19 protein-coding genes are annotated in these 23114 nt (G+C 74.4%); 13 read left to right on the forward strand and 6 right to left on the reverse strand.

Annotated elements, in window-relative coordinates:
* Positions 1-4: 4 nt before the first annotated feature.
* Positions 5-787 carry an SGNH/GDSL hydrolase family protein gene (locus tag ACW14Y_RS35825; protein WP_380312866.1) on the reverse strand — a complete coding sequence of 261 codons (783 nt, stop codon included), beginning with the start codon at positions 785-787 and terminating at the stop codon, positions 5-7.
* Between the two features lie 512 nt (positions 788-1299).
* On the opposite strand from ACW14Y_RS35825, the gene ddaH reads away from it, so the two are divergent.
* The gene (gene ddaH / locus ACW14Y_RS35830; protein ID WP_456984830.1) at positions 1300-2124 is read left to right on the forward strand and encodes a dimethylargininase; all 825 of its coding nucleotides are present in this window, start codon (positions 1300-1302) and stop codon (positions 2122-2124) included.
* A 106-nt stretch (positions 2125-2230) separates the two neighbouring features.
* Here ddaH and ACW14Y_RS35835 read toward each other — a convergent pair whose 3' ends face one another.
* Together ACW14Y_RS35835 and ACW14Y_RS35840 are read right to left on the reverse strand one after the other, a co-directional pair.
* Positions 2231-3445: a globin domain-containing protein gene (locus tag ACW14Y_RS35835; RefSeq protein ID WP_456984831.1), complete on the reverse strand. Its 1215-nt coding sequence runs from the start codon at positions 3443-3445 to the stop codon at positions 2231-2233.
* 131 nt (positions 3446-3576) lie between these two features.
* Positions 3577-4056, reverse strand: coding sequence for an RrF2 family transcriptional regulator (locus ACW14Y_RS35840; protein ID WP_380312642.1), 480 nt, complete (start codon positions 4054-4056; stop codon positions 3577-3579).
* Between the two features lie 437 nt (positions 4057-4493).
* On the opposite strand from ACW14Y_RS35840, the gene ACW14Y_RS35845 reads away from it, so the two are divergent.
* The 6 genes from ACW14Y_RS35845 (at position 4494) to ACW14Y_RS35870 (ending at position 11790) form a co-directional block, all read left to right on the forward strand.
* Positions 4494-6353 (forward strand): hypothetical protein, encoded by a 1860-nt coding sequence (locus ACW14Y_RS35845; protein ID WP_456984832.1) that lies wholly within the window; start codon positions 4494-4496, stop codon positions 6351-6353.
* Positions 6350-6799, forward strand: a complete 450-nt coding sequence (locus ACW14Y_RS35850; RefSeq protein WP_456984833.1) for a hypothetical protein — start codon at positions 6350-6352, stop codon at positions 6797-6799. The genes ACW14Y_RS35845 and ACW14Y_RS35850 overlap by 4 nt, the downstream gene beginning before the upstream one ends.
* Before the next feature lie 165 nt (positions 6800-6964).
* Positions 6965-7819 carry an SAM-dependent methyltransferase gene (locus ACW14Y_RS35855; protein ID WP_375910786.1) on the forward strand — a complete coding sequence of 285 codons (855 nt, stop codon included), beginning with the start codon at positions 6965-6967 and terminating at the stop codon, positions 7817-7819.
* Between the two features lie 224 nt (positions 7820-8043).
* Positions 8044-9711 carry a YVTN family beta-propeller repeat protein gene (locus tag ACW14Y_RS35860; protein ID WP_380306976.1) on the forward strand — a complete coding sequence of 556 codons (1668 nt, stop codon included), beginning with the start codon at positions 8044-8046 and terminating at the stop codon, positions 9709-9711.
* Between the two features lie 167 nt (positions 9712-9878).
* Positions 9879-10631, forward strand: coding sequence for a PAS domain-containing protein (locus tag ACW14Y_RS35865; protein WP_456984834.1), 753 nt, complete (start codon positions 9879-9881; stop codon positions 10629-10631).
* Positions 10632-10656: 25 nt separating this feature from the next.
* Positions 10657-11790: an aminotransferase class I/II-fold pyridoxal phosphate-dependent enzyme gene (locus tag ACW14Y_RS35870; protein ID WP_456984835.1), complete on the forward strand. Its 1134-nt coding sequence runs from the start codon at positions 10657-10659 to the stop codon at positions 11788-11790.
* Positions 11791-11811: 21 nt separating this feature from the next.
* Here ACW14Y_RS35870 and ACW14Y_RS35875 read toward each other — a convergent pair whose 3' ends face one another.
* The 3 genes from ACW14Y_RS35875 to ACW14Y_RS35885 all read right to left on the reverse strand — a co-directional run bounded on the left by ACW14Y_RS35875 (position 11812) and on the right by ACW14Y_RS35885 (position 15251).
* Positions 11812-13005, reverse strand: a complete 1194-nt coding sequence (locus ACW14Y_RS35875) for a GNAT family N-acetyltransferase (RefSeq protein WP_456984836.1) — start codon at positions 13003-13005, stop codon at positions 11812-11814.
* Between the two features lie 201 nt (positions 13006-13206).
* Positions 13207-14019 (reverse strand): polysaccharide deacetylase family protein, encoded by an 813-nt coding sequence (locus ACW14Y_RS35880; RefSeq protein ID WP_380306984.1) that lies wholly within the window; start codon positions 14017-14019, stop codon positions 13207-13209.
* A gap of 800 nt (positions 14020-14819) precedes the next feature.
* Positions 14820-15251, reverse strand: a complete 432-nt coding sequence (locus ACW14Y_RS35885) for a hypothetical protein (RefSeq protein WP_380306986.1) — start codon at positions 15249-15251, stop codon at positions 14820-14822.
* Positions 15252-15565: 314 nt separating this feature from the next.
* On the opposite strand from ACW14Y_RS35885, the gene ACW14Y_RS35890 reads away from it, so the two are divergent.
* The 6 genes from ACW14Y_RS35890 to ACW14Y_RS35915 all read left to right on the forward strand — a co-directional run bounded on the left by ACW14Y_RS35890 (position 15566) and on the right by ACW14Y_RS35915 (position 23101).
* On the forward strand, positions 15566-16414 hold the full coding sequence (locus ACW14Y_RS35890; protein WP_380391664.1) for a serine/threonine protein kinase: 849 nt from the start codon (positions 15566-15568) through the stop codon (positions 16412-16414).
* A 7-nt stretch (positions 16415-16421) separates the two neighbouring features.
* Positions 16422-18086, forward strand: coding sequence for a serine/threonine-protein kinase (locus ACW14Y_RS35895; protein WP_456984837.1), 1665 nt, complete (start codon positions 16422-16424; stop codon positions 18084-18086).
* Positions 18087-18159: 73 nt separating this feature from the next.
* Positions 18160-19260, forward strand: a complete 1101-nt coding sequence (locus tag ACW14Y_RS35900) for a calcium:proton antiporter (RefSeq protein ID WP_380306992.1) — start codon at positions 18160-18162, stop codon at positions 19258-19260.
* A gap of 296 nt (positions 19261-19556) precedes the next feature.
* Positions 19557-20894 (forward strand): geranylgeranyl reductase family protein, encoded by a 1338-nt coding sequence (locus ACW14Y_RS35905; RefSeq protein WP_456984838.1) that lies wholly within the window; start codon positions 19557-19559, stop codon positions 20892-20894.
* A gap of 258 nt (positions 20895-21152) precedes the next feature.
* Complete coding sequence (locus ACW14Y_RS35910) at positions 21153-21479, forward strand: hypothetical protein (RefSeq protein WP_402722661.1); 327 nt, start codon at positions 21153-21155, stop codon at positions 21477-21479.
* Positions 21476-23101, forward strand: coding sequence for an alpha/beta hydrolase (locus tag ACW14Y_RS35915; RefSeq protein ID WP_456984839.1), 1626 nt, complete (start codon positions 21476-21478; stop codon positions 23099-23101). The genes ACW14Y_RS35910 and ACW14Y_RS35915 overlap by 4 nt, the downstream gene beginning before the upstream one ends.
* Positions 23102-23114 lie beyond the last annotated feature (13 nt).

The following is a 23114-nucleotide window of genomic DNA, read 5'->3' on the forward strand; positions in this document are numbered from 1 at the left end:
ATCATCAGAGCGGCATCAGTTCGGGGCGCTTGGCCTCGACGTTGTCACCGGAGGACTCCCCGCGCAGTCGGCGGCCGACCCACGGCAGCAGGAACTCGCGGGCCCACTGGAGGTTCTCCCGGCGCTGCTCGGCGGCGGAGAGCTCCGGGGTGGACGGCCAGGGGGCCTCCGGGTCCTGCTCGGTGCGCAGGCCCAGCGAGCGGGCGGCCAGCAGGGCGACCCGCTGGTGGCCCTCGGGGGAGAGGTGCAGCCGGTCCTCGCTCCAGGCGCGGCGGTCCTGGACGGCCCGCAGCGACCAGAGGTCGGCGACCTTGCAGCCGTGCCGGTCGGCGACGGCGCGCATGTGGCCGTTGTAGGTGGCGATCTTCCCGCGCAGGTGCTTGAACAGCGGCACGCCGCGCGTGTCGAAGCCGGTGCAGATGAGCACCGTGCCCGCCGCGTCGACGAGTTGGACGATGGCGGCCTCGAAGCGCTCGGCCACCTCGTCCGGGTCGCTGCCCGGGCGCAGGATGTCGTTCCCGCCGGCGCAGAAGGTGACCAGGTCGGGCTGGATCCGGCGGACCTCCGGCACCTGCTCGGCCATGATCTGGTCCAGCAGCCGGCCGCGCACCGCGAGGTTCGCGTATTGGAAGCTCCCCGGCGGCCGGTCACCGGAGAGCAGCCCCGCCAGCCGGTCGGCCCAGCCGGCGAAGGCGCCGTCGGCGCCGGGGTCGTTCAGGCCCTCGGTGAAGCTGTCCCCGAGGGCGACGTACGAATTGAGGTCAAGAGTCTCCTGGAGGTACGACATGAAGGAGATAGTTCACTGTCTCAAGTGACCTACGCCACCGTAGGTGGCCGGTGGCGGTACGTGAGATCGGCCACGTGCGGCCGGAAGCCGGAACGGAAGCCCGGAACGGAGGGGTCGGAGCGGGAGGGTCGGCGCGGGGGTCGGCGCGGCGCGGGCGGAAGGGCCGAAAGGCCCCGGGCGGAGGCCCGCGGGGGCCGGAACCACGGGTTCGGACGTTCCGGAACGGCTCGCGCGCGCCCTTGTGCGCCAGGGGCGCGCGGGTGGGCGCACCGGATGCGCGGGGTACTGCGCCACCCGGGCCGCCCGCCCGGGTGTGGGAACGGCGCGGCCGGGGCAGCCGCCCTCTGGACCGTACGGACGCGGGTGTGGCTTTCGGATCACGCCCACCCGGCGTGATCCGAAAGCCACACCCCGGGCGGCGGGCGGTGCCCGCGCCCCGTACGGGGGGCCCGTTCGCACCCCGCCCCCGTCCGTCCCCGCTCCGTCCCGTTCCCGACCGCGGAGGTCGCCGCATGCCGTACCGAATCCCGGAGCGCACCGCGAGGCCGCGGCGCTACCTCATGTGCCGGCCGACGTACTTCACGGTCGAGTACGCGATCAACCCCTGGATGGACCCGGGGCGGCCGACCGACACCGCGCTCGCCGTCCGGCAGTGGGAGCGGCTGTACGCGCTCTACGAGCGGCTCGGCCACACCGTGGAGCTGATCGATCCGGTGCCCGGCCTGCCGGACATGGTCTACACGGCCAACGGCGCCACCGTGATCGACGGCCGGGTGCTGGTCGCGAACTTCCGCCACCCCGAGCGGGCCGGCGAGTCCGAGGCCCACCAGGGCTGGTTCGAGGCGGGCGGCTACCGCGAGGTGCGGCGCGCCGCGCACGTCAACGAGGGCGAGGGCGACCACCTGGTGGCCGGCCGCCGGGTGCTGGCCGGCAGCGGCTTCCGCACCGATCCGGCCGCGCACGCCGAGGCCCGCGACCTCTTCGGCCTCCAGGTGCTCACCCTGGTCCTGGTGGACCCGCGCTTCTACCACCTGGACACCGCGCTCGCCGTGCTCGCCGACGACCAGGTCATGTACTACCCGGAGGCGTTCACCCCGGACAGCCAGGCCCTGCTGCGCAGCCTCTACCCGGACGCCGTCCTCGCCGACCAGGAGGACGCCGAGGTGTTCGGCCTGAACGCCGTCTCGGACGGCCGCCGGGTGCTGCTGCCGGAGGCCGCGAAGGCGCTGGCCGCCCGCCTCGCGGACGAGGGTTACGAGCCGATACCGGTCGACGTGTCCGAGCTGTTCAAGGGCGGTGGCGGCCCCAAGTGCTGCACGCTCGAACTCCGGCCCTGAGCCTCGCCGCCCGCACCGCCCGCCTTCCCCCGTCGTCCGCCCCCGGTCCGCGCGGCGGGCGCGGACCGGGGGCGGACGGAGTGCCGGACGGAGTGCCGGACCGGGGTCAGGCGTCCTGGCCGAGCCAGAGGTCGGGGCCGAACACCTCGTAGTGGATGTCGGCGGCCGGGACGCCCGCCGCGAGGAGCTGGGCCCGGACCGAGCGCAGGAAGGGCAGCGGGCCGCAGAGGTAGGCGGTGGCGCCCGCGGGGACGTCGACCGTGGACAGGTCGACCAGGCCGGTCCGCCCGGCCGGCCAGTCGCCGAGCGGCCGCTCGTAGAAGACGTGGGCGGCGGCGTCCGGCAGCTTGGCGGTCAGCTGGGCGAGGTCGGCCCGGAAGGCGTGCGACAGCTGGTCGCGGTCGCCGTGCACGGTGACGACGCGGCGGGTGGAGCCGGTGGCGGCGAGATGGGCCAGCATCGCGGTGATCGGCGTGTTGCCGATGCCGGCCGAGGCGAGCAGCACCGGACCCTCGCCCTCGCCGAGCGCGACGTCCCCGAACGGCGGGGCGATGTCGAGCACGTCCCCGGCGCGCAGGTGCTCGTGCAGGTGGTTGGAGACCTCGCCGGCCGGGCCGCCCGCGGTCTCGGCGGTGGCCCGCTTGACGGTGAACCGGAGCGCGCCGTCCGCCACGCCGGAGAGGCTGTACTGGCGGATCTGCCGCGCGCCGTCGGGGAGTTCGGCGCGCACCGAGAGGTACTGGCCGGGCCTGGCGGCCGGCAGCGGGCGGCCGTCGGCGGGGCGGACCAGGTAGGTGGTGACGTCGTCGGTCTCCGGGTAGCGGGCGACCAGGGTGTACGGGCGCCAGAGGTCGGCGGGGTCGAGCTGCTGGGCGGCGGCGGCCTCGGCGCGCAGCCGGTCCTCGATGGCGATCAGGGCGTTCGCCATCAGCCAGTAGACCTCGTCCCAGGCGGCCGCGACCTCGGGGGTGACGGCCTCGCCGAGCACCTCCACGATGGCGGCGAACAGGTGCTCGTGGACGATCCGGTACTGGTCCTCGCTGATGCCGACCGAGACGTGCTTGTGCGCGATGCGGGCGAGCAGCGCGTCCGGGCGGGTGTCCGGGGCGGCGATCAGAGCGGTCGCGAAGGCGGCTATCGAGCCCGCGAGCGCCTGCCGCTGGCTGCCGTTGGACTGGTTGCCCCGGTTGAACAGGTCGCGCAGCAGCTCCGGGTGGGCGGCGAACATCCGGTCGTAGAACAGCGGCGTGATCTCGCCGATCGCGCCACCCACGACGGGCAGGGTGGCTTCGACGACCTCGGCGGACTTGGCGGAAAGCATCGGAGGCGCTCCAAACTGGAATCTGAGAGTCGTATTTTTGCCCGTGCGGATGCGCGGACCGGCGTGGGGTGGTGCCGCGGGTGCGGCGGTGGGGCCGTGCGGTGGGGTGGTGGGGTCGGGGCCGGGGTGGGTCAGTCGGAGGGGCCGGTGTCCCGGTCGGGTCTTGTGCCGAGACCCGGTCGGGTGGTGAGGCCGAGCAGGACGGGCCCGGTCGGCGCGGCCACCAGATCGCCGATCGAGAGCGGGTCCAGGGTGGCGAAGAACGCCTCCTGCGCGGTGCGCAGCGCCCCGCGCAGCCGGCAGGCCGCCCGCAGCGGGCACGGCGGATCGTCCTCGCAGCCGACCACGTCGCCCACTCCCTCCAGCTCGCGCAGCAGCGGGCCGAGCGAGCCGGTGCGGCCGGCCGAGGTGAGGGACAGGCCCCCGCCGTGACCGCGCCGCGCCTCCACCACGCCGAGGTGCTGCAGTCGGCTGACCACCTTGGCGGCGTGGGTGTAGGGCACGCCGACCGCCTCGGCCACCTCGCGGGTGGTCGGGTTCGACCCCTCGTCGAGGACGGCCAGCCGCATGGCGATGCGGAGGGCGATGTCGGTGCTCTTGGTCAGCCTCACGTTCGAAAGGCTAGCGAATGCGACTCCAGGACTCCAATTTCCTGCACGCACCACGCGCCGGAGCCGAACCGTTACCCGCCGAAGCCTCCGGCGCGCTGTCCGTCGGACAGGTCAACTGCTTTACTGGCCAAGCTCGTTCGCCGGAATGCGACCTGGGGAATGGGGACAGCATGGACAGTGGCACCCCACCGCCACCTCCGCCACAGGAACCCTCGCGGACACCACCGCCCTACCCTCCGCCCTCGCTCTACCCACCGCCGCGCCCGCCCGCCCCGCCGCAGGGGTATCCGCCGCCGTCACCGCGGCCGCCGTCACCACCACCGTCACCGCGGTCGCCGTCACCGCCGCCGTCGCCGATCCGGACCGGGCCGGTCCTTCCGTCGGGGCCGGGGCCGGGGCCGAGACCGGTGCCACCGCGGCCGGAGCCCGCCGATCAGGTGCCCGCCGAGCCGCCGGAGTCCGACGACACCCCGACGTACCTCGGCCCCTCGTTCACCTCCGCCGGCACCCCCGGCCCCGCTCCCGGCCCCGCTCCCGGACCCGGCGCCGCACCCCCGTCCGGTCCCGCCGTCCCGGCGACGCCCGAGAACCTGCACCACCAGGCGGGCACCGTCCCCGGCGACGCCACCCGCTACCTGTGCGCCGCCGCCTGGCTGGACCGGCGCTTCCGCGCCGCGCTGATCGAGGAACTGGTCGAACAGTCCTTCCGGATCCCCGCCCCCTCGCCCGGCACCGACCTCGTCCGGGTGCTGCACGAGGCCCTGACCGCCCGTCGCTGGGAGGCCAGGACCGGCCTGTTCTGCCTCCTCGTCGTCGTCCTCGCCTTCCCGGTGCTCGGCGTGGGCGCCGGACTCGCGGCCCTGGTGCTGCTCCTGCTGCTCACCCTGGCCGCCGGCGGCCTCGGGTCCGGCCGGATGGACCACCGGCTCGGCCTGGAGATCGAGCGGCTGATGATCACCCCGCGGTCGCCGCGCGCCACCGGCTGGCGCGGGGCCGTCGCCGGTGTCGGCCGGCTGCTCGCCACCCTCGCCCTGGTGGCCGCCGCCGCCACCTACCTCTACGGCCCGCTCCAGGACTCCGGCCTGAACCGGATCTTCGTTCCCGACCTGTTCGGCCCGACCGGCGCCGGCCTGCTGGTCGAACTGGCCCTGATCTGGCTCGCCGCGGCCCGGTTGCGCTACCGGCTGCGGCGCCGGCTGTCCGCCCTGGTGGGGATGGACCCCACCCCCGTCCCGCCGCCGAGCCCCCGCGGCTCGCGGACCGCCCGGGTGTACGAGCGGCTGGGCGAGCAGCAGGCCGGACCGGAACTCCTCTACCAGCGCCAGGCCCCGCTGGTCGGCCTCGGCGCGGCCGGCCGGATCTGGCGGATGACCTTCGAGCTGCGCCCCTCCGCCGAACGGGCCGCGCGGGGCCGGGCGCCGGACCCGATCGACACCACCACGCTCTACCGCTCCGTCGCGGCGCGGGTCCGCGCGCTCGCCCAGGACCCGCGCTACCCGGAGGACTCCCTGCGCGGACTCTCCGTCACCGACCGGGTGTTCCGCCCCAGTCTGCGCGACGACGCCCCGGACAGCTGGCTGGGCGCGATGTCCGGCCGGGCCGGGGAGCAGGTCCTGCTCGAACCGGCCTGGGCCGACCTGCTGAGCCGCTCCGGCCACGAGCGGCTCCGGCACTACCTGGCGATCCGGGTCGGCTCCTGGCAGGAGGAGGTCGTGGTCACCGTGCTGGTCCGGGCCAGTACCCGCGGCGGTCTGCTGTACCTGGAGTGGCTGCCGTACGTGCTGGGCCCGGTGGCGCAGGAGTACCACGTGGTCGACCTGCTGGGCCACCGCTCCGGTTTCCTGCACGCGATGAACGCGCTCGGCTGGTCCGCGCGCCGGCTCGGCGGCGACGCGGCGATCGCGGTCGGCCAGGTCCGGCAGGTCTGGCAGTCGCGCCGCCGGGCCGCCCGGCTCGCCCGCCGGTACCGCCACCTGACCCGGGCCGGCTACGCCGTCGACTACGCGCCCCGGTCGAGCGTCCGCGAACTCGGCGCCGGCGCGGCGTACCAGAACATCTTCCAGGAGCACGACGTGCAGCGCTTCCTGAGCACCGTGACCGAGCGGGTGTTCAGCGCGGTCGGCGCCGAACTGAAGGCGCGCGGCTACGACAGCGCGGCCTTCGAGGAGCAGTCGCAGAGTATCACCAACATCAACAACGGCGGGGTCCAGGTGGTGGGTTCCACCGTGCACGGCCCGGTCGCGGGCGGTGCCGGGGCCAGGGTCGACATCGGCAAGGAGAAGAGGAATGCCAAATGACCGAGAACACCGACGCCACCGCCGGGCCGGAGGCGAACCGGCCGCCCGCCGGGGCCAATTGGAACACCGGCGGGGTCCAGGTGGTCGGTTCCACCGTGCACGGCCCGGTGGCCGGAGGCCAGGGCGCGACCGTGCGGATCGGCGCGGACGCGGCCCCGGCGGCCCCGGTCGGTCCCGAGGCCCTGCGGGCGGCGGCCGAGTCGCTGCGCGCCGCGCTCGTTCGGCTGCGGGCCGAACGGCCGGGCGCCGTGGCGGACGCCGACGCGGCGGACGCGGACGCCGCCCTGGCCGGCATCCTCGCCGAGACGGAGCTCGACGAGCCCCGGGAGGGCCCGCTGCGCCGACGGGTCGGCACGGTGGTCGACGCGCTGCGCACCGTCGCGGTTCTGGCGGCGGCGGTGACCGGTCTGGAGGCGGCCTTCGCGGCGCTGTTCGGGCAGGTCTGAGCCCCTGCCCGATCGCGCCACCCCTTCAGGCAGCACCCCCGATGCCCTGGTGTACGGTCGGTTACCGTGCGCACGAACGTGTGTCCGCTGCCGAGTTGACGCGGCGGCGGGCCGCCGACGGTAGCCGGACCGGAACGTCAAACGGGGACAGAGCGGGAGAGCGACATGGGGCGCGCTGACTGGGTGTCGGGAGAGCGGCCGGGCGAGCCGGCCCGGGAGTCGTGGACGGGGGTGGACCTCCGGATGGACGTCCCGCACTCGGCCCGGGTGTACGACTACCTCATCGGCGGCAAGACCAACTTCGCGCCGGACCGGGTCGCCGCGCACGCCTCCGTGCAGGCCTGGCCCGCCCTGCCGACCTCGATGCGGACCACCCGCACCTTCATGGAACGGGTGGTCCGCCACCTCGCCGAGAAGCACGGGGTGCGGCAGTTCCTCGACATCGGCACGGGCATCCCCACCTCGCCGAACGTGCACGAGCTCGCCCAGGCGGTGGCCCCGGAGTCGCGGGTGGTGTACGTCGACAACGACCCGATCGTGCTGACCCACGCCCGTGCGCTGATGTCCAGCTCGCCGGAGGGTCGTACTGCCTACCTGGACGCCGACCTGCGCGACGTCGACTCGATCCTGGACTCGCCGGCGCTGCGCCAGGTGCTCGACCTCTCCCGGCCGGTGGCGCTGTCGCTGATCGCGATCGTGCACTTCGTCCTCGACGCGGACGACCCGCAGGGCCTGGTGCGCAGGCTGATGGACCGGCTGGCGCCGGGCAGCTTCCTCGCGCTGACCGTCTTCACCGGCGACACCGACCCGGTGGGCGTCGGCGGGGTGGGCCGCGAGTACAACGCCCGGGGCATCCCGCTGCAGATCCGGGACCGGGCCGAGACCCTGGCCTTCTTCGACGGCTACGAGCTGCTGGACCCCGGGGTCACCCTGGTCCACCACTGGAACCCCGACCCGGACGCCGCGCCGATCCGGGACCAGGACATCGCGATGTACGGCGGAGTGGCCGTCAAGCGCTGATCCCACGCCGCCCGGCTCCCCGCCCCTGGGGGGCCGGGCGGTTCGAATAGTGACCAATTGAACAGACTTGAACGGTTGGCAACAATCCCGGTCATCTCCTGACGCTTCGTCAATCGACCTTCTACGCTTCGGGCGATCCGGACGGTCCCCCCGGGTCGCCCCGGAATGCCCGGTGCGGCCGTGAAGCGTCCGGTTCCGACGATTCCGACGAGTCTGGAGATCCCGTGACAACACGCCCGTCCCCGCGCCGCTTCTGGACGGCCGCGGCCGCCGTAGGCGCGGCCACGGCCGCCCTGCTGGCCCAGCCCGGCGCCGCGTCCGCCGACACCGCGGGCACCGCCGCGGCCGCCGGGCTGCCGCCCACGGTGGCGGCCACCGTCACCGTCGCCCCGTACCCGGCGGGCGTCGCGCTCACCCCGGACGGGGCCCGGGCCTATGTGACCAGCCAGGGCAGCGGCACGGTCACCGTCCTGTCCACCGCCACCGGCACGGTCGCCGGCACCTTCACCGCAGGCACCGGCTCCTACGCCGTCGCCGTCGCGCCGGACGGCCGGCACGCCTACCTCACCCACCACCTCGACGGCACGGTCAGCGTGGTCGACACCGCCACCGGCACGGTCGCCGCCACCGTCCCGGTCGGGGCCGGTGCCTTCGGTGTGGCGGTCGCCCCCGACGGCGCCCACGCCTATGTGACCAACGCCGAGGCCGGCACGGTCAGCGTGCTGGACACCGCCAGCTCCACCGTCACCGCGACCGTCCCGGTCGGCGCCGAGCCGCACGGTGTGGCCGTCGCCCCGGACGGCGCGTCCGTCTACGTCGCCGCCTCCGGTGACCAGCGGGTCGACGTGATCGACACCGCCACCGCCGCGGTCGGCGCCTCGATACCGGTGGGCCACGGTGTGTTCGGCCTCGCCCTCGCCCCCGACGGCTCCCGACTGTGGACCGCCAACGGCGGCGACTCCACCGTCAGCGTGCTGGACACCGCGCACCGGACCGTCACCGCCACCGTCCAGGTCGGCACCAACCCGTACGCGGTCGCCGCCGCCCCCGACGGCCGGTCCGTCTACGCGAGCAACTACGCGGACAACACGCTCACCGCGATCGACGCCGCCACCGGCACCGTCAGCGGCACCGTCCAGGTCGGCGCGAGCCCGTTCGGCCTGGCGATCACGCCCGACAGCCGGCGCGGCTACCTGGCCGACTTCGACGGGTCCGCCGTCAGCGTGCTCGACTTCCCGCCGCCCGCGCCGGTGGTCACGGGCGTCAGCCCGGCCTCGGGCCCGCAGGCCGGCGGCACCGCGGTCACCGTGACCGGCACCGACCTGGCGGGCGCGACCTCGGTGAGCTTCGGCGGGCAGAACGCCGCGTCGTTCTCCTGCGCCGCGACCTCCTGCACCGCCACCGCGCCGGCCTCGTCGGTCGCCGGGACGGTCGACGTCCGGGTCACCACGGCGGGCGGCACCAGCGCCGTCGTGCCCGCCGACCGGTTCGGCTACGTCGCGCCGACCGCCGACGCCGCCGTCGGCCTGACCGCCTCCCCGGTGTCCGGCCTGCTGGGCGGCCGGGTCGACTACACGCTGACGGTGACCGGCAAGGGCCCCGACCCGGTGACCGCCGTCACCGTCACCTCGGCGCTGCCGAGCGGCATGGTCGCCACCAGCAGTGACTGCACCGTCGCCTCCGGCCGTCTGACCTGCGCGATCGCCGGTCCGTTGGCCGTCGGCGCGAGCGTCACCCGGCACTTCACCGTGCAGGTCGGCCTGCTCGACCTCGGCCGGACCTTCGCCGTCACCACCGCCCGTACGGCCGGCACCCCGGCCGACCCGGTGGCCGGCAACGACTCGGCGAGCCGTAGCTGCAAGGTGGCGCTGCTCCAGATCACCTGCAGTTGATCCGGCCTGATCCGGCCTGATCCGGCCTGATCCGGTGTGATCGCACCTGGTCTCACCTGTCCCGCCCGATCCGTCACGGGCCCGTCCCCGGGTTCCTCACCCCGGGGACGGGCCCGTGTCACTCTCCGCCCTGGACGGAACGTCCAGCCTGGACGTACAGTCCAATCATGACCTCCGAGACCCCCGACCCGCGCCTGCGCGCCTGGGCCCCCGTCTGCCAGGCGGTCGCCCTGCTGCTCGGGCCCTACGCCGAGGTGGTGCTGCACGACGCCGCCCGCGACGAGGTCCTCGCCATCTGGAACCCGATGGGCGGCCGCGGGCCGGGCGACCCTTCGCTGCTCGGCGAGCTGGACGCCCTGGACCAGGCCGCCCCCGACGTCTACGGCCCCTACCCGAAGCTGCTGCCCGACGGCCGACGGCTCTCCTCGGTCAGCGCGGTGCTCCGCGACGAGGACAGCCGACCCGCCGCCGTCCTGTGCGTCAACCTCGACCGGGGCCCGCTCGAACACGCCGCCGCCCTGCTCGCCGCCTTCGCCGCGCCGACCGCTCCCCGCCCCGAGCCGCTGTTCGAGCAGGACTGGACCGAGCGGATGAACGAGGTGATCGGCGGTTATGTGCGCGCCCACGGCCGCCCGCTCCAGCGGCTCGGGCGCGAGGACCGGCTCGCCGTGCTCCGCGAACTCGACCGGGCCGGGGTGCTCGCCGTCCGGCGCGCCGTCCCGGCCGTCGCCAGGGCGCTGGAGGTGTCCCGCTCCACCGTCTACACCCTGCTCGCCGAACTGCGCGGGACCCCCGGGGCGGCCGGTACCCCGGGGGCTGCCGATGCACCCGACGTACCCGATGCACCCGGTTCACCGGATGCACCCGATGCACCCGACGTGCCCGAAGCGCCCGGTCCGACCGCCCTCCCGGCCGACTGACCCGCACCGACGAAGGAGACCCGCCATGACCCGGCTCCCCGACTTCCGCCTGGAGACGTACTTCTCCCGCTGGGAGTTCACCGCCCGCCACCACCTCACGGCCTCCGACGCGCAGACCATGGCGATGTCCGAACTGCTCGCCCTCGCCGACCCGGAGGACCGCCGCGCCTGGGACACCCTCGCGCTCGGCTACACCGAGACCTTCGGCGACCCGGCCCTGCGCGAGGCGATCGCCGGACTCTACGAGCGGGCCGACGCCGATGACGTGATCTGCTTCGGCGGCGCCCAGGAGGGGCTCAACCTGGCGATGCAGGTCCTGCTCGGCCCCGAGGACCACGCCGTGGTGCTCACGCCGAACTACCAGTCCGCCGAGACCGTTCCGCTGTCCCTCTGCGAGGTCACCGGTGTCGCCCTCGACCCCGGCCGCGACTGGGCGCTGGACCTCGACGAACTCACCGCCGCGCTGCGCCCCAACACCCGGGTGGTGTCCGTCAACTTCCCCAACAACCCCACCGGGGCGGTGATCGACGCCGCCGACTTCGTCCGGCTGGCCAAGATCTGCGACGAGCGCGGCATCCACCTCTTCAGCGACGAGGTCTACCGGGGCCTGGAGCGCGACCCGGCCCGCGCCCTGCCCCAGGCCGCCGACCTGTCCGAGCGCGCCCTCTCGCTCAACGTCACCTCCAAGTCGCTCGGCCTGCCCGGTCTGCGGATCGGCTGGATCGTCTGCCGCGACCGGGAGTTGCGCGGACGACTGGAGCGCGCCAAGCACTACACCACCATCTGCAACGCCGCTCCCAGCGAGGTCCTCGCCCGGATCGCGATCAAGGCACGCGAGCCGATCCTGGCCCGCAACCGGGCGATCGTCGCGGCCAATCTGCCGCTCTTCGACGAGTTCTTCGCCCGCTTCGACGGCCTGTTCGAGTGGCGCGCCCCGGACGGCGGCTGCGTCGCCTATCCGCGCTACCTGGGCGCGGACGGTGTCGAGGCGTTCTGCACCGGGCTGGTCGAGGAGGCCGGCGTCCTGCTGCTGCCGGCCTCCGTCTTCCGCTCGTCGTTGACGCCGACGCCCGCCGACCGGTTCCGGATCGGCGTCGGCCGCCGTGACCCGGCCGCCGCGCTCGACGCCTTCGCCGACTGGCTGAAGGGCCGGCGCTGAGGCACCGGCTCCGATTCCTCGTCAGTGCGCGGCGGGCACGGTCCCGGTCTCCGTCGCCGGCGACCGGGCCGCCTCCGCCGAAGACTCCCGACGGGCCGCCTTGGCACGGTACTTGAGCCCGAGCAGCGCCCCCGGCAGCCCCTGCGGCACCAGCCAGGAGACGTCCTCCCGGTCCACCGCGTCGAAGCGGTACTTGTACGGCTCGGTGCCGCGCAGGAAGTCGAAGGTGCTCAGCCCCCGCCCGGCGGCGGCCCGGATCGCCTCGGCGATCACCGCCGTGCCGAGCCGCAGCGGCGCCCAGGTCTGGTCCCAGCCGATCTGGTAGTAGGCGAAGGTGTCCCGCCACTGGAACCCGTACAGCACGCCGACGACTTCGCCCGCCCGCTCGGCGACCAGGAACGCCGGGCCCTCGCCGCGTCCGGTGTCGGCCGCCCGTTCGATCACCCGCAGGTGCAGCGGCGCCCTGGCCCCGTCGAAGGTGGTCGGCAGGCCGAGCGCGGCCCGGCGCAGCCCGTGCAGCCGGACGGCGGTGTGCAGGAGCTCGAAGCGTTCCGGGAGTTCGGCCGCCGCCAGCGCGGGCGGCACCCAGCGGAAGGTGATCCCCTCGGCGGCCAGCTTCCGGCCGTAGCGGCGGAGGTTGGCCCGGAACTGGCGGCTCCCCAGCGCCTCCGGACCAGCGGTCAGATCGGCGCGCGGGCAAGCGGTGCGCCCGATCTCCACCGCGCCGGGCGGCAGCAGGGCGGCCTGTCCGGGATCCAGGTCGGTGAGCAGCAGGCTCGTCCGCCGCCCGCGCCGGGCGAGCCAGTCGGCCACCTCGGCGCGGCGGTGCGGCGCGACGACGAAGCCGCAGTGGTCGGCGGCGCCCGCGCCGGAGCCGAGCACCGTCAGGCAGGGGACGGGCAGCGGCGCCCGCGGGTGGAGCCGCTGCACGGTGCGCAGCAGCGGGAGCACGGCGTCGATCCGGCCGTCCCCGTCCCGCCACACCACGATCTCGCCGTCGCCGGCGGTCGCGCCCAGCGTCTCCCACCAGGCGAGGGTCCACTCCGGTGTGCTGAACCAGGCGCTGCCGGCGCCGCCCGCCGCCAGGTCGCGCCAGCCGTCGACCACCTCCGCGGGGAGTGCGGCCGTCCGGTGGCGGACCGGCAGCGTGCGCGCCGCGGTCGTCCTCGGACGCGCGGCGCCGAGGTCGCCCGTGCCCACGTCCCCTGCCCCCACGGCTCCTGTTCCCACGGCTTCGGTCCCCACGTGTTCTGCCCCCACGTCCCTGCCCCCAGGTCTCCGCCGCCCCGGTGCGCCGCCGGTCGGCGCCCCGGTCGCGGTCAGGTCCCGCATTCTCCCGGATTCCCGCCCCCGGGCGACGCGGTTCGGCTTGCTCCCCCTGTCGTTACCGGTCCTCACCGGAAGGGGAGTTGACGGTCAGCTGCCGCCGCGCAGGTGGTGCACGGCGGGGTGGAGCCCGGACAGGATGGTGTCGAACCGGTCCCGCCCCGTGGTCGAGTTGACCCGCAGTCGGCTGATCCGCAGCGGGTGCGGCGGCAGCAGCCGGTCGTGGCGGTGGTCGAAGAGGAAGCCGGTCCGGTAGCCGAGGCGCCGCAGTTCGGCGTCGGCGCGCGGGTCGACGTTGCCGTTGGGGTAGGCGAAGGCGGTGGGCGCCTCGCCGCCGAGCCAGCCGGTGAGCGCCTCGTGCGCGCGTCGGATCTCGTCCCGTACGGTGCCGCCCTCGCAGTGGTCGAGGCACGGGTGACCGGCGGTGTGGTTGCCGACCGCGACGCCGTTCCGGGTGAGTGTCAGCAGATCGGCGGGGGTGAGCTGGTCCTGACGGGGTGCGCGGGCCCGGGCGCTCTCCCGGAGTTCGGCCAGGGCGGTCCGGCGCTCCCCGTCCGGGAGGGTCTTCATCCGGCGGACGGCGCCGCCCGGCGGGCAGTCGGCCAGGCTGCGGGCGGTCCCGCCGTGGGTGGAGAGGAAGGCGGCCTCGGTCCACCAGAACGGCTGGTCGCCGCCGATGAGGTCGGTGACCACGAAAGCGGCGGCGGGGATGTTGAGCCGGGTCAGTACGGGCAGGCCCTCGGTGAGCACGGTGCGGTCGCCGTCGTCGAAGGTGACCAGGACGCTGCGGGGCGGCAGGGCCCGGCCGGTGTGCACGGCCTCCTCGACGGCCGCGAGCGGGACCGGGCGGGCGACGCGGACCAGGCGTTCCATCTGGAGCGCGAACACCCGGGGGTCGTCCACCCCGTGGTAGGCGAGGACGGCCAGCCGCCGGGTGGCGGCGAGCCGGAACAGCGGCTGGAGCGGCGACCGGCGCAGAACGGCGTCGACGGTGGCGCGGCGGCCGGCGAGCCGTGCCCGCCGCGGAGTTGTGGCCGGTGCCGGTGCCGGTGCCGGTGCCGGTTCCTGTTCCGGGCCGGCGCCAGGAGTCGGACCAGGACCAGGGCCAGGATCCGCGGCCGGGACCGGTGCCCCGGTCGGTGCCGGGCCCGTTCTCGTGGCCGTGCCGGTGGCGCTCCCGCCGCCTCTTCCGCCGCCTCTTCCGCCGGCCGTTCCGCTGGCCGTTCCGCCGGCCGTTCCGCCGGCTGTCCCGTCGGCCGTTCCGGTGCTCGGGCCGTGCTCGGTCCCGGTCGAATGCGCGGTCGAATGCGCGGTCCCCTCGGGCATGGACACGCTCCCCCCTTCCTCCCCGTGTGATGCTGCGGCGGCGGGGGTGGGACACGATGCACGGGCAGTTCCGGCCGTTCGGCACAGGTCTGCCCGGTGGGCGGCCCGCCCCGTCCACGAATTCCCAAGATAGTGCAAAAACCCATGCTCCGAACCGGGTTGTGCGTTGCGAACGGGCTTCGGAGAGAGGTTGGCGAATTCGGCGACGCGGCGGTGACCTGTGCGACGGCTGGGAGCATTCTGAGTGATTGCTGGTGGGAGCGGGGGCGGTGCGGTGGGAGGGAAGCGGTCCGGCCGCCGGTTGCGGACCCGGCGGCCGGCCGTGGCCGGGGCTGCGGGGCCCCGACCGCGTCACCCCTTCCTCGCCCGACGGGGCCTCAGAAGGGGTAGGTGCAGGTGGTCACCTGCTGCCCGGCCTCCAGGGCCGGGCCGGCGGTGGCGCAGACCATCTTGAGGTCGCTGGTGACCACGCGGGGGGTCACGGCCCGGGCGGAGCCCTTGGTGACGGTGGTCGCCGAGGCGGTCGTCAGCCACGGGCTGCCCCAGGCGCGCTGGGTGCGCACCTCGACCTTGACTATCGTCAGCTGACCGGGGTCGGCGGACACCTGGGCGACGCCGACGAATCCTCCGCCGTCCTTCTCCTGCCAGACGCACGGCTGGTTCAGCACCGTCGTACAGGAGACGCCGCCCGTCCCGTTCGTGGCCGGGGTCGTGCCCCCGGTGGTGACCGTCGCGGCCGAGGCCGGAGCGACCGTGGCCGCCATGATCCCTGCCGCCGCGACCATCAGAGCTGCGATACGAGCGTTCATGATGTCAACCTCCTTGGAATGAAAGGGAATCTCACTCTGTGGGATGAGTCTTGCACAAAATATGGACGTGTCCCGTGTGTGCTGCATCACACTCATGGTGACCGTTCAACTACAGCTTGCAATCTCGCCAGTGACCCCACGATTACCGTCGGGTGTCACTCCGCCGACGAACGGGTGCCGCCCCCCGCGCGCGTCGACCGCGTCCTCACTCGGCAACTCGCCGGTCACGACGCGGTGTTCACTCGTTCGGGTGGCGTCGCGCCCACAGGTCGTTCGGGCAGCTACGATCGGGCCGACCCCCGGAGGTGACCTGGATGAACACGGTCATCGTGCAGTTGCCCGACCCCCACCAGCCGGTCCGAGCCGACCGTCGGTTCGCCCGGCTGCCGCGGCCGCCCCGCAGCGCCCCGCCCACCCGACCGGCCCTGTTGCACCTCGGGCCGGGCGACAGCGTGGAGTTCGGGCGCGGCGAGCCCGGCCGGCCGCTCGCCGTGCCGATCCCCGACCCCGGCGTGTCGCGTCGGGCCGGCGAGATCACGGCCGCCGAGGACTACTGGCGGCTCTCCAACTTCAGCGCCACCGCGACCTATGTCGTCGAGAACCTCGAAGGCGCCGGCGAGCACGTCAAGGTGGCGCCCGGACGGCTCGGCGCGCCGGTGCCGTTCGAGTTCTCCCGGGTGCTGCTGCCGGCCCTCGGCGAGCCGGCCTCGTTCAAGGTCTTCGCGCCCCAACACGCCTATCTGGCAGGCGGATCGGGCGGACCGGAGGGCCCGGGCGACGGCGGCGCGCCGGGGGCCGGCTACGGCGAGCCGACCGTCAGTCCGTTCGCCCTGGACCCGGGCGCCAAGTACTTCCTCGTCCTGCTCGCGCTCTGCGAGCCGCGCCTGCGCTCGCCCTCCGCGGCGGCCGTCCCCGGCGTCACCGAGGTGCTGGCCCGGCTGCGCTGCCTGCCCTCCTGCCGCGACCTCACCCGATCGGCCGTCAACTACCACATCGACTACCTGGTCGGCAGCAAGCTCCGGCTGCGCGACCCGGCGGAACCGGCCGACCCCGGGGGAGCCGGTGCCGGTGGCAAACGGGAGGAACTCGTGGCGCTGGCACTGAGGTTCGACCTGGTCCGGGAGGAGCATCTGGCGCTGCTCCCGCCCCGGCGCGGCGGGTGACCGGGAGGTGGCGCCACGCGCGGCGGACCCGCCCGGAGCCCGGCCGTCCGGCGGCGGGGCGGGATTCACGGTCCCGGCGGGCTACCCCGTCGGGGGCTACCTGGTCGGCGAGCGGATCGGGGCGGGCGGCTGGGGCAGCGTCCACGTCGCCCGCGCGGCCGGTCCCGATCGCGCAGGCGGAGTCGAACCCGCCGAAGTGGCAGTCAAGTTCCTCCATCCGGGGCGACTCGGCCCGGGGCAGCGGCAGGCGGTCGCCCAGGCCGCCCGCGGCGAGATCCGGTTCAGCCGCCGCGCCGACCACCCGCACCTGATCCGCACCTTCGCGGTGGTCACCCTCGCCGACCCGGACCGGCCCGAACTCGACGGCGCCGTCGCCCTGGTGATGGAACGCGCCGCGCGCAGCCTGCACGACCTCCTGGCCGAGGCCCGGCCGCCGCACCCGCCGCCGGGCGCCGAGCGGATCCTGACCGAGGTCGCCGCCGGGCTCCGCCACATGCACGGCTCCGGCTGGGTGCACGGGGACCTCAAGCCCGGCAACGTGCTGCTGATGGCCGACGGCACCGCCAAGCTCGCCGACTTCGGACTGACCTCGGAACTGGAGGGCACCCACGCCTACGCCCCGCCGCTCGGCTCGCCGGACCACGTCCCGCCCGAGTGGTGGTCCGAGCGGACCGGTGCGCGCGGTGCGGCGCTCCGCCCGAGCGCCGACCTGTGGGCCTACGGCGTGCTCGCCCACCAGGTGCTGACCGGCGGACTGCACCCCTTCCTCGGCGCCACCGCCCGCGCTCGCTCGCTGGCCGCCGTCGCCTACGCGCGCGGCAGCGCCCCGCTGCGGCTCGACGCCGCGCTGCCGGAGCGGTGGCGGCCGCTGGTCACGGCCTGTCTGACGGCCGACCGGCGGCGGCGTGCCGAGCTGGACCTCGCCGCTCTGCTCGCCGGCGCCCTGGGCGGGACCGGGACCGGGGGTGCCTCGGTCGTGATCCGGGCCGCCGACCTCCGCCCGTACTCCGCCGACCTCCGCCCCCGCCCGGGGCGGCGCGGGCGCCGGGGCCGAACCGCCGGCCGCGCGGCGCTGCTGCTCTCCGCCGCCGCGGCCCTGCTGCTCCTCACCGGTGCACCCGAGCGGTCCGAGCGGTCCGAGTCCCGCGACTCCCTGTCCGCCGTCCCCGCACGCGCCGTCCCCGCACGCCCCGGCGCCCTCCCGCCCGGCGCCGACGTCCCCGCCGCCCTGCGCGGCCCGATCGAGGACGCCGCCCGCCGCTGCCCCGAGCCCGAGATCACCCCGGCGCTGCTGGCGGCGATGCTCAAGGCCGAGTCCGGCTTCGACCCGGCCGCCGCCCGCCCCGCCACGGGCGAGTACGGCGTGGCGATGTGGACGCCGTCGGTGTTCAACGCCTGGGCGCAGGACGCCGACCACGACGGCGTCAAGAGCTATCTGGACCCGGACGACGCCATCGCTGCGATGGGCGGTTACGTCTGCTGGCTCGACCAGCGGTTCAAGCAGCGGGGCTTCCCCGCCGCGCAGCTGCCCGCCCTGGTGACGGCCGGCTACCGGACCAGCGACAAGACGGTCGCCGACACCGGTGGTGTCCCCGAACGGGTGAAGGGACACGTCGCACTCGTGCTCGGCTACCTCGCCGAGTACGGCGGGAGCGGTGCGGCCGGGCCATGAGGTCGGCCACATCCGCCGCCTCCCCGGCGGCGTCGCCACGGAACCCGGGCTTCCGGATGGGATGCTCGGCGGCATGTTCACCAAGCTCCGACCGCTCGTCACGCAGTGGACCACCGTCGTCCCGCTGCTGGCCCTCCTCGTCCTCGTCCTGACCTGGCACCGCGACCTCCCCGGCTGGGTGGTGGGGGTGGTGTCCTGCTTCCTCGCGGGCGCCGTGCTCGCCGCCGTGCACCACGCGGAGGTGGTGGCCCACCGGGTGGGGGAGCCGTTCGGTTCCCTGGTGCTCGCGGTCGCGGTGACGGTGATCGAGGTCGCGCTGATCGTGACCCTGATGGCGGACGGCGGGGACAAGTCGGCGACGCTCGCCCGGGACACCGTGTTCGCGGCGGTGATGATCACCTGCAACGGCATCGTCGGCGTGTCCATCCTGGCGGCGGCCATCAAGCACCGGGTGGCGGTCTTCAACGCCGAGGGGACGGGCGCGGCGCTGGCCACCATCGGGACCCTCGCCACGCTGAGCCTGGTCCTGCCGACCTTCACCACCAGCTCGCCCGGCCCCCAGTTCAACCCCGCCCAGCTGGCCTTCGCGGCAGCCGCCTCGCTCGTGCTGTACCTGATGTTCGTGGCCACTCTGACGTTCCGTCACCGGGACTACTTCCTGCCGGTCACCTCCGACGGCAAGGTGCTGGACGAGGAGGACCACGCCGACCCGCCGACCAGGCGCGCCATGGTGTTCAGCCTGGTGCTGCTCGGTGTGGCGCTGATCTCGGTGGTGGGCCTGGCCAAGGGCGTGTCGCCGACCATCGAGTCGGCGGTCGAGTCGGCGGGGCTGCCGTCCTCGGTCGTCGGTGTGGTGATCGCCCTGCTGGTCCTGCTGCCGGAGACCATCGCGGCCCTGCGCGCCGCCAGGCGCAACCGGGTGCAGACCAGCCTCAACCTGGCGCTCGGCTCCGCCCTCGCGAGCATCGGCCTCACCATCCCCGCCGTGGCGATCGCCTCGCACTGGCTCTCCGGTCCGCTGGTCCTCGGCCTGGACCCCGCGCATCTGGTGCTCCTGACGCTCACTCTCGTGGTCGGCACTCTGACGGTCATCCCGCGCCGGGCGACCCCGCTCCAGGGCGCGGTGCACCTGGCGATCCTGGCGGCCTACGTGGAGCTCGCGATCGTCCCCTGAGCCGCCGCCCGCCTCCCCTGCGGAGCTGAGCGGGACGGTCGAACGGGCCGGCGACCTGATGAGGTCGCCGGCCCTTCGTTCGTCCGTGATGATCGTCCGACCGGTGCACCGTCATGATCCGGACATTCCGGAGCGATGGGGCCGGGCGCCGGATCCGCCCGGAGCGGCCCGGAACGCCCGGGCGGGCCGCCGGATGCCCGCGTGTCGGGTGCGGCGCGGCCGTCGGGCTCCCTATCGTCGGATGTCCGCCGAACCAGCCGAGTCCGCCGCAGGACCGACACCCGTGGGAGCGTCGCATGCCCGGCCCAGCACAGCAGCCGTCCACCCGCCCGGCCCACCCGTCCGACCCGGCCCACCCGTCCGCCGACACCGCCGACGTGATCGTGGTCGGCGCGGGCCCCGCCGGCTCCACCGCCGCCTACCACCTCGCCCGGACCGGCCTGGACGTCCTCCTGCTGGAGAAGTCCGCCTTCCCCCGGGAGAAGGTCTGCGGCGACGGTCTCACCCCGCGCGCGGTACGGCAGTTGATCGATCTCGGTATCGACGTCTCGGAGTCCGCCGGCTGGCTGCACAACCGGGGACTGCGGATCGTCGCGGGCGGACACCGGCTGGAACTCGACTGGCCGGAACTCTCCGCCTTCCCGGGATTCGGACTGGTCCGCCGCCGCGCGGACTTCGACGAACTGCTCGCCCGCCGCGCCGCCGCGGCCGGCGCCCGACTGGTCGAACGGGCCAACGTGGACGGCCCGTTGCTCGACGGGCGGACCGGCCGGATCACCGGCGTCACCGCCCGGCTCGGCGAGGAGCGCCGCCCCGTCGCCTACCACGCGCCGCTGGTCGTGGCCGCCGACGGCAACTCCACCCGGCTCTCGCTGGCGATGAAGCGCTACCGCCGGACCGACCGGGCGATGGGCGTCGCCTACCGCACCTACTTCACCACCCCGCGCCACGAGGACCGCTACCTGGAAGCCTGGCTGGACCTGCGCGACCCGTCCGACCGGGACCGCCGCCTCCTGCCCGGCTACGGCTGGGTGTTCGGCATGGGCGACGGCACCGCCAACGTCGGCCTGGGCGTCGTCGACACCGGCGCGGTGTCCGGCGAGGTGGACTGGAAGCACCTGCTCCGCCGCTGGTGCGAGAACCTCCCCGCCGACTACGGCTACCACCCCGAGGCCGTCACCGAACCCATCCGCGGCTCCGCCCTCCCGATGGGCCTCAACCGCCAACCCCACTACGCCGACGGCCTGTTGCTGATCGGCGACGCGGGCGGCACGGTCAGCCCGGCCACCGGTGAGGGCATCGCCTACGCGATGGAGTCCGGCCGCTACGCCGCCGAGACCGTCGTCCAGGCGCTCGCCCGCCGCACCGACCGGGGCCGCGACCTCGCCCTGCGCGCCTATCCGCAGACCCTCCGCGCCGCCTACGACGGCTACTTCGCCCTCGGCCGCCTCGCCGCCGCCGCCCTGAGCCGCCCCCGCCTGGTCGGCGCCGCGGGCGCCGCCGGCCTCGGCAACCCCGTGCTCCTGCGCGCCGCCTTCCGGCTGATGGTCAACCTGACCGAGCCCAACTCCCGGGACGCCCTCGACCGCCTCCTCCACCTCCTCGGCCGCCTCGCCCCGAGCAGCCGGGGCTGACCCCACCCCGGGAGGGCAGCCGGGGGTCCGGCTGCCCTCTGACTCCCCAGGAACGCCGACGCCCACGGCCCGCACCGCGTGCCGCTGGGCGTCGTCTGCTCGTCGCTGTTGAGTGGTTTCTCACCAGGTCGCCGCACGTGCATGTCGGGTGCTACTCGTATCATCTGAACATCTGTACGCGTGTGCTGCGTACACCGCCTGCCTGGCGCTCTAGGGGGAGCCGAGGCCGGGCGTTCGTCCTGGGGGAGGGGAAACCGCGTGGCTGACAATGTCAATGGGAAGGTCGTGGTCCGACCGGCGGACCTGCGAGCGTCCGGGGGTGTCGCCAGGGGGCTGGGGGAGGAGCTGAAGGCGCCGGTCCAGAACGCCGTGACCACGAGCGAGACCGTCGCGGGCCAGCTCACCGGCTGGTCGATAGCCGGCGGGCTGGGGCAGCTGGGGACCGGCTGGTCGAAGCCGCTCGCCGATCTGCGTCAGCGTTTCGCGGACACCGCGGCCAACCTCGACGCCAACGCCGCCGCTCACGAGGGCACCGAGCGGGCGATCGCCGGTGGCTTGGCTGCCGCTCCGCAGGGGGCCAGGTGAGCCTCTACCAGCTTCTGCTGCGGTTCGATCCGCACGGGCTGCACGACGCGGCGAAGACCTGGACGGCACTGGGGCACGCGGTGGAGAGCGCCGGCCAGCGGCACCGCAGCCAGGTCGCCGGGCCGCTGGCAGGCAACTGGGAGGGCGACGACGCCAAGGCCGCGGTTCCGTTCATGGGGAAGACGGAGCAGCAGCTGAACATCGTCAAGATGGAAGCGAGCACCGCCGCCCTGGTGCTCAACACCGTCGCCGACCGGATGTACCAGGCGCGGACCAACCTCCTCAATGCCGTGAACCGTGCGGTGGACGCGGGCCTGAACGTGTCCGCCGACGGGGTCGTGAGCCTCCCGCCCGAAGGCGCGGGCGAGCACAACGATCCGGACGCGCAGAACGCGCGTCAGCAGCTCGGACGGGACATGAAGGGCTTCCAGGGCCGGATCGACGCCGCGTTGAAGGAGGCGCAGACCGCGAGTGATCAGGGCAATACCGCCCTGGGGCGGCTCAGCTCGGGTTCCCTCGACCCGGCCAAGGTCAACGGTGCGCTCGCGGGGGCGAAGAACGCGGCGGCGGCCGCGATGCAGGACCTCGGACTGGTCGATCCCTACATTCCGGACGGCAAGGATCCGGAGCAGTCCGCGGCGTGGTGGAAGGGACTCACTCCCGAGCAGCAGGACGCGTATCTGGCCCTGCACCCCGATCGGGTCGGCAAGTTGGACGGGTTGCCCGCGACCGTCCGGGACGAGGCCAACCGCCTGGTGCTCGACGAGAAGTTGGACGCCTACCGCACCGGCAAGCCCGGCGACTTCGGCATCGACGAGGACGAGTACAAGTCGCGGATCAACGCTATGGAGGAGATCAGGAGGAAGCTGACGGCGTCCGACGGGAACCCCGAGAAGCATCAGATGTTCCTCCTGGGTATCGATCCCGACGTGAACAACGGCCGGGCCATCGTCTCGACGGGGAACCCCGACAAGGCCCAGCACACGGCGATCTTCGTGCCGGGCACCGGGACCGTACTCACCGGAGTGCCGGGACAGATGGACCACGTCCGGCGTCTGCAGAAGGCCGCCGAGGACGAGGCCGACGGCGACAGCGTGGCCGTCGTCTCGTGGCTGGGCTACGAGACACCGAACTGGCTGAACGGCAGCGTCGCCGAGACCGACCGCGGCGATGCCGGGGCACCGCTCCTGCGCAACTTCACCAAGGGGCTGCGGGTGGCCGAGGGTGACAACGGTGTGTGCTCGCACCTGACCCTGATGGGGCACAGCTACGGGACCTACGTCGTCGGCGCGGCCGCACGGGACGGAGGGGCCAACGCCGACGACATCATCGCGCTGGGCAGCCCCGGCATGGGAGTGGACCGAGCATCGGAGCTCAACATCGACCCGAAGCACGTGTGGGTCGGTACGGCCAAGAACGACTTCATCCAGACGTTCACCGGCACCGTCTTCGGCGAGGGTCCCCAGTACGGGGTCTTCGGCGCCCAGCACATCGAAGTCGACACCAGTGGACACGGCGGCTACTGGGACATGGGTCCCCACGGGGCGAGTACCACCCTCGACAACCAGGGACGGATCATCGCGGGCCGCGCGCCGACGCTCGCCCCCACCGTCCCGCACTGACCCCCAGCAGCCG

This window comes from Kitasatospora sp. cg17-2 (assembly GCF_054031055.1).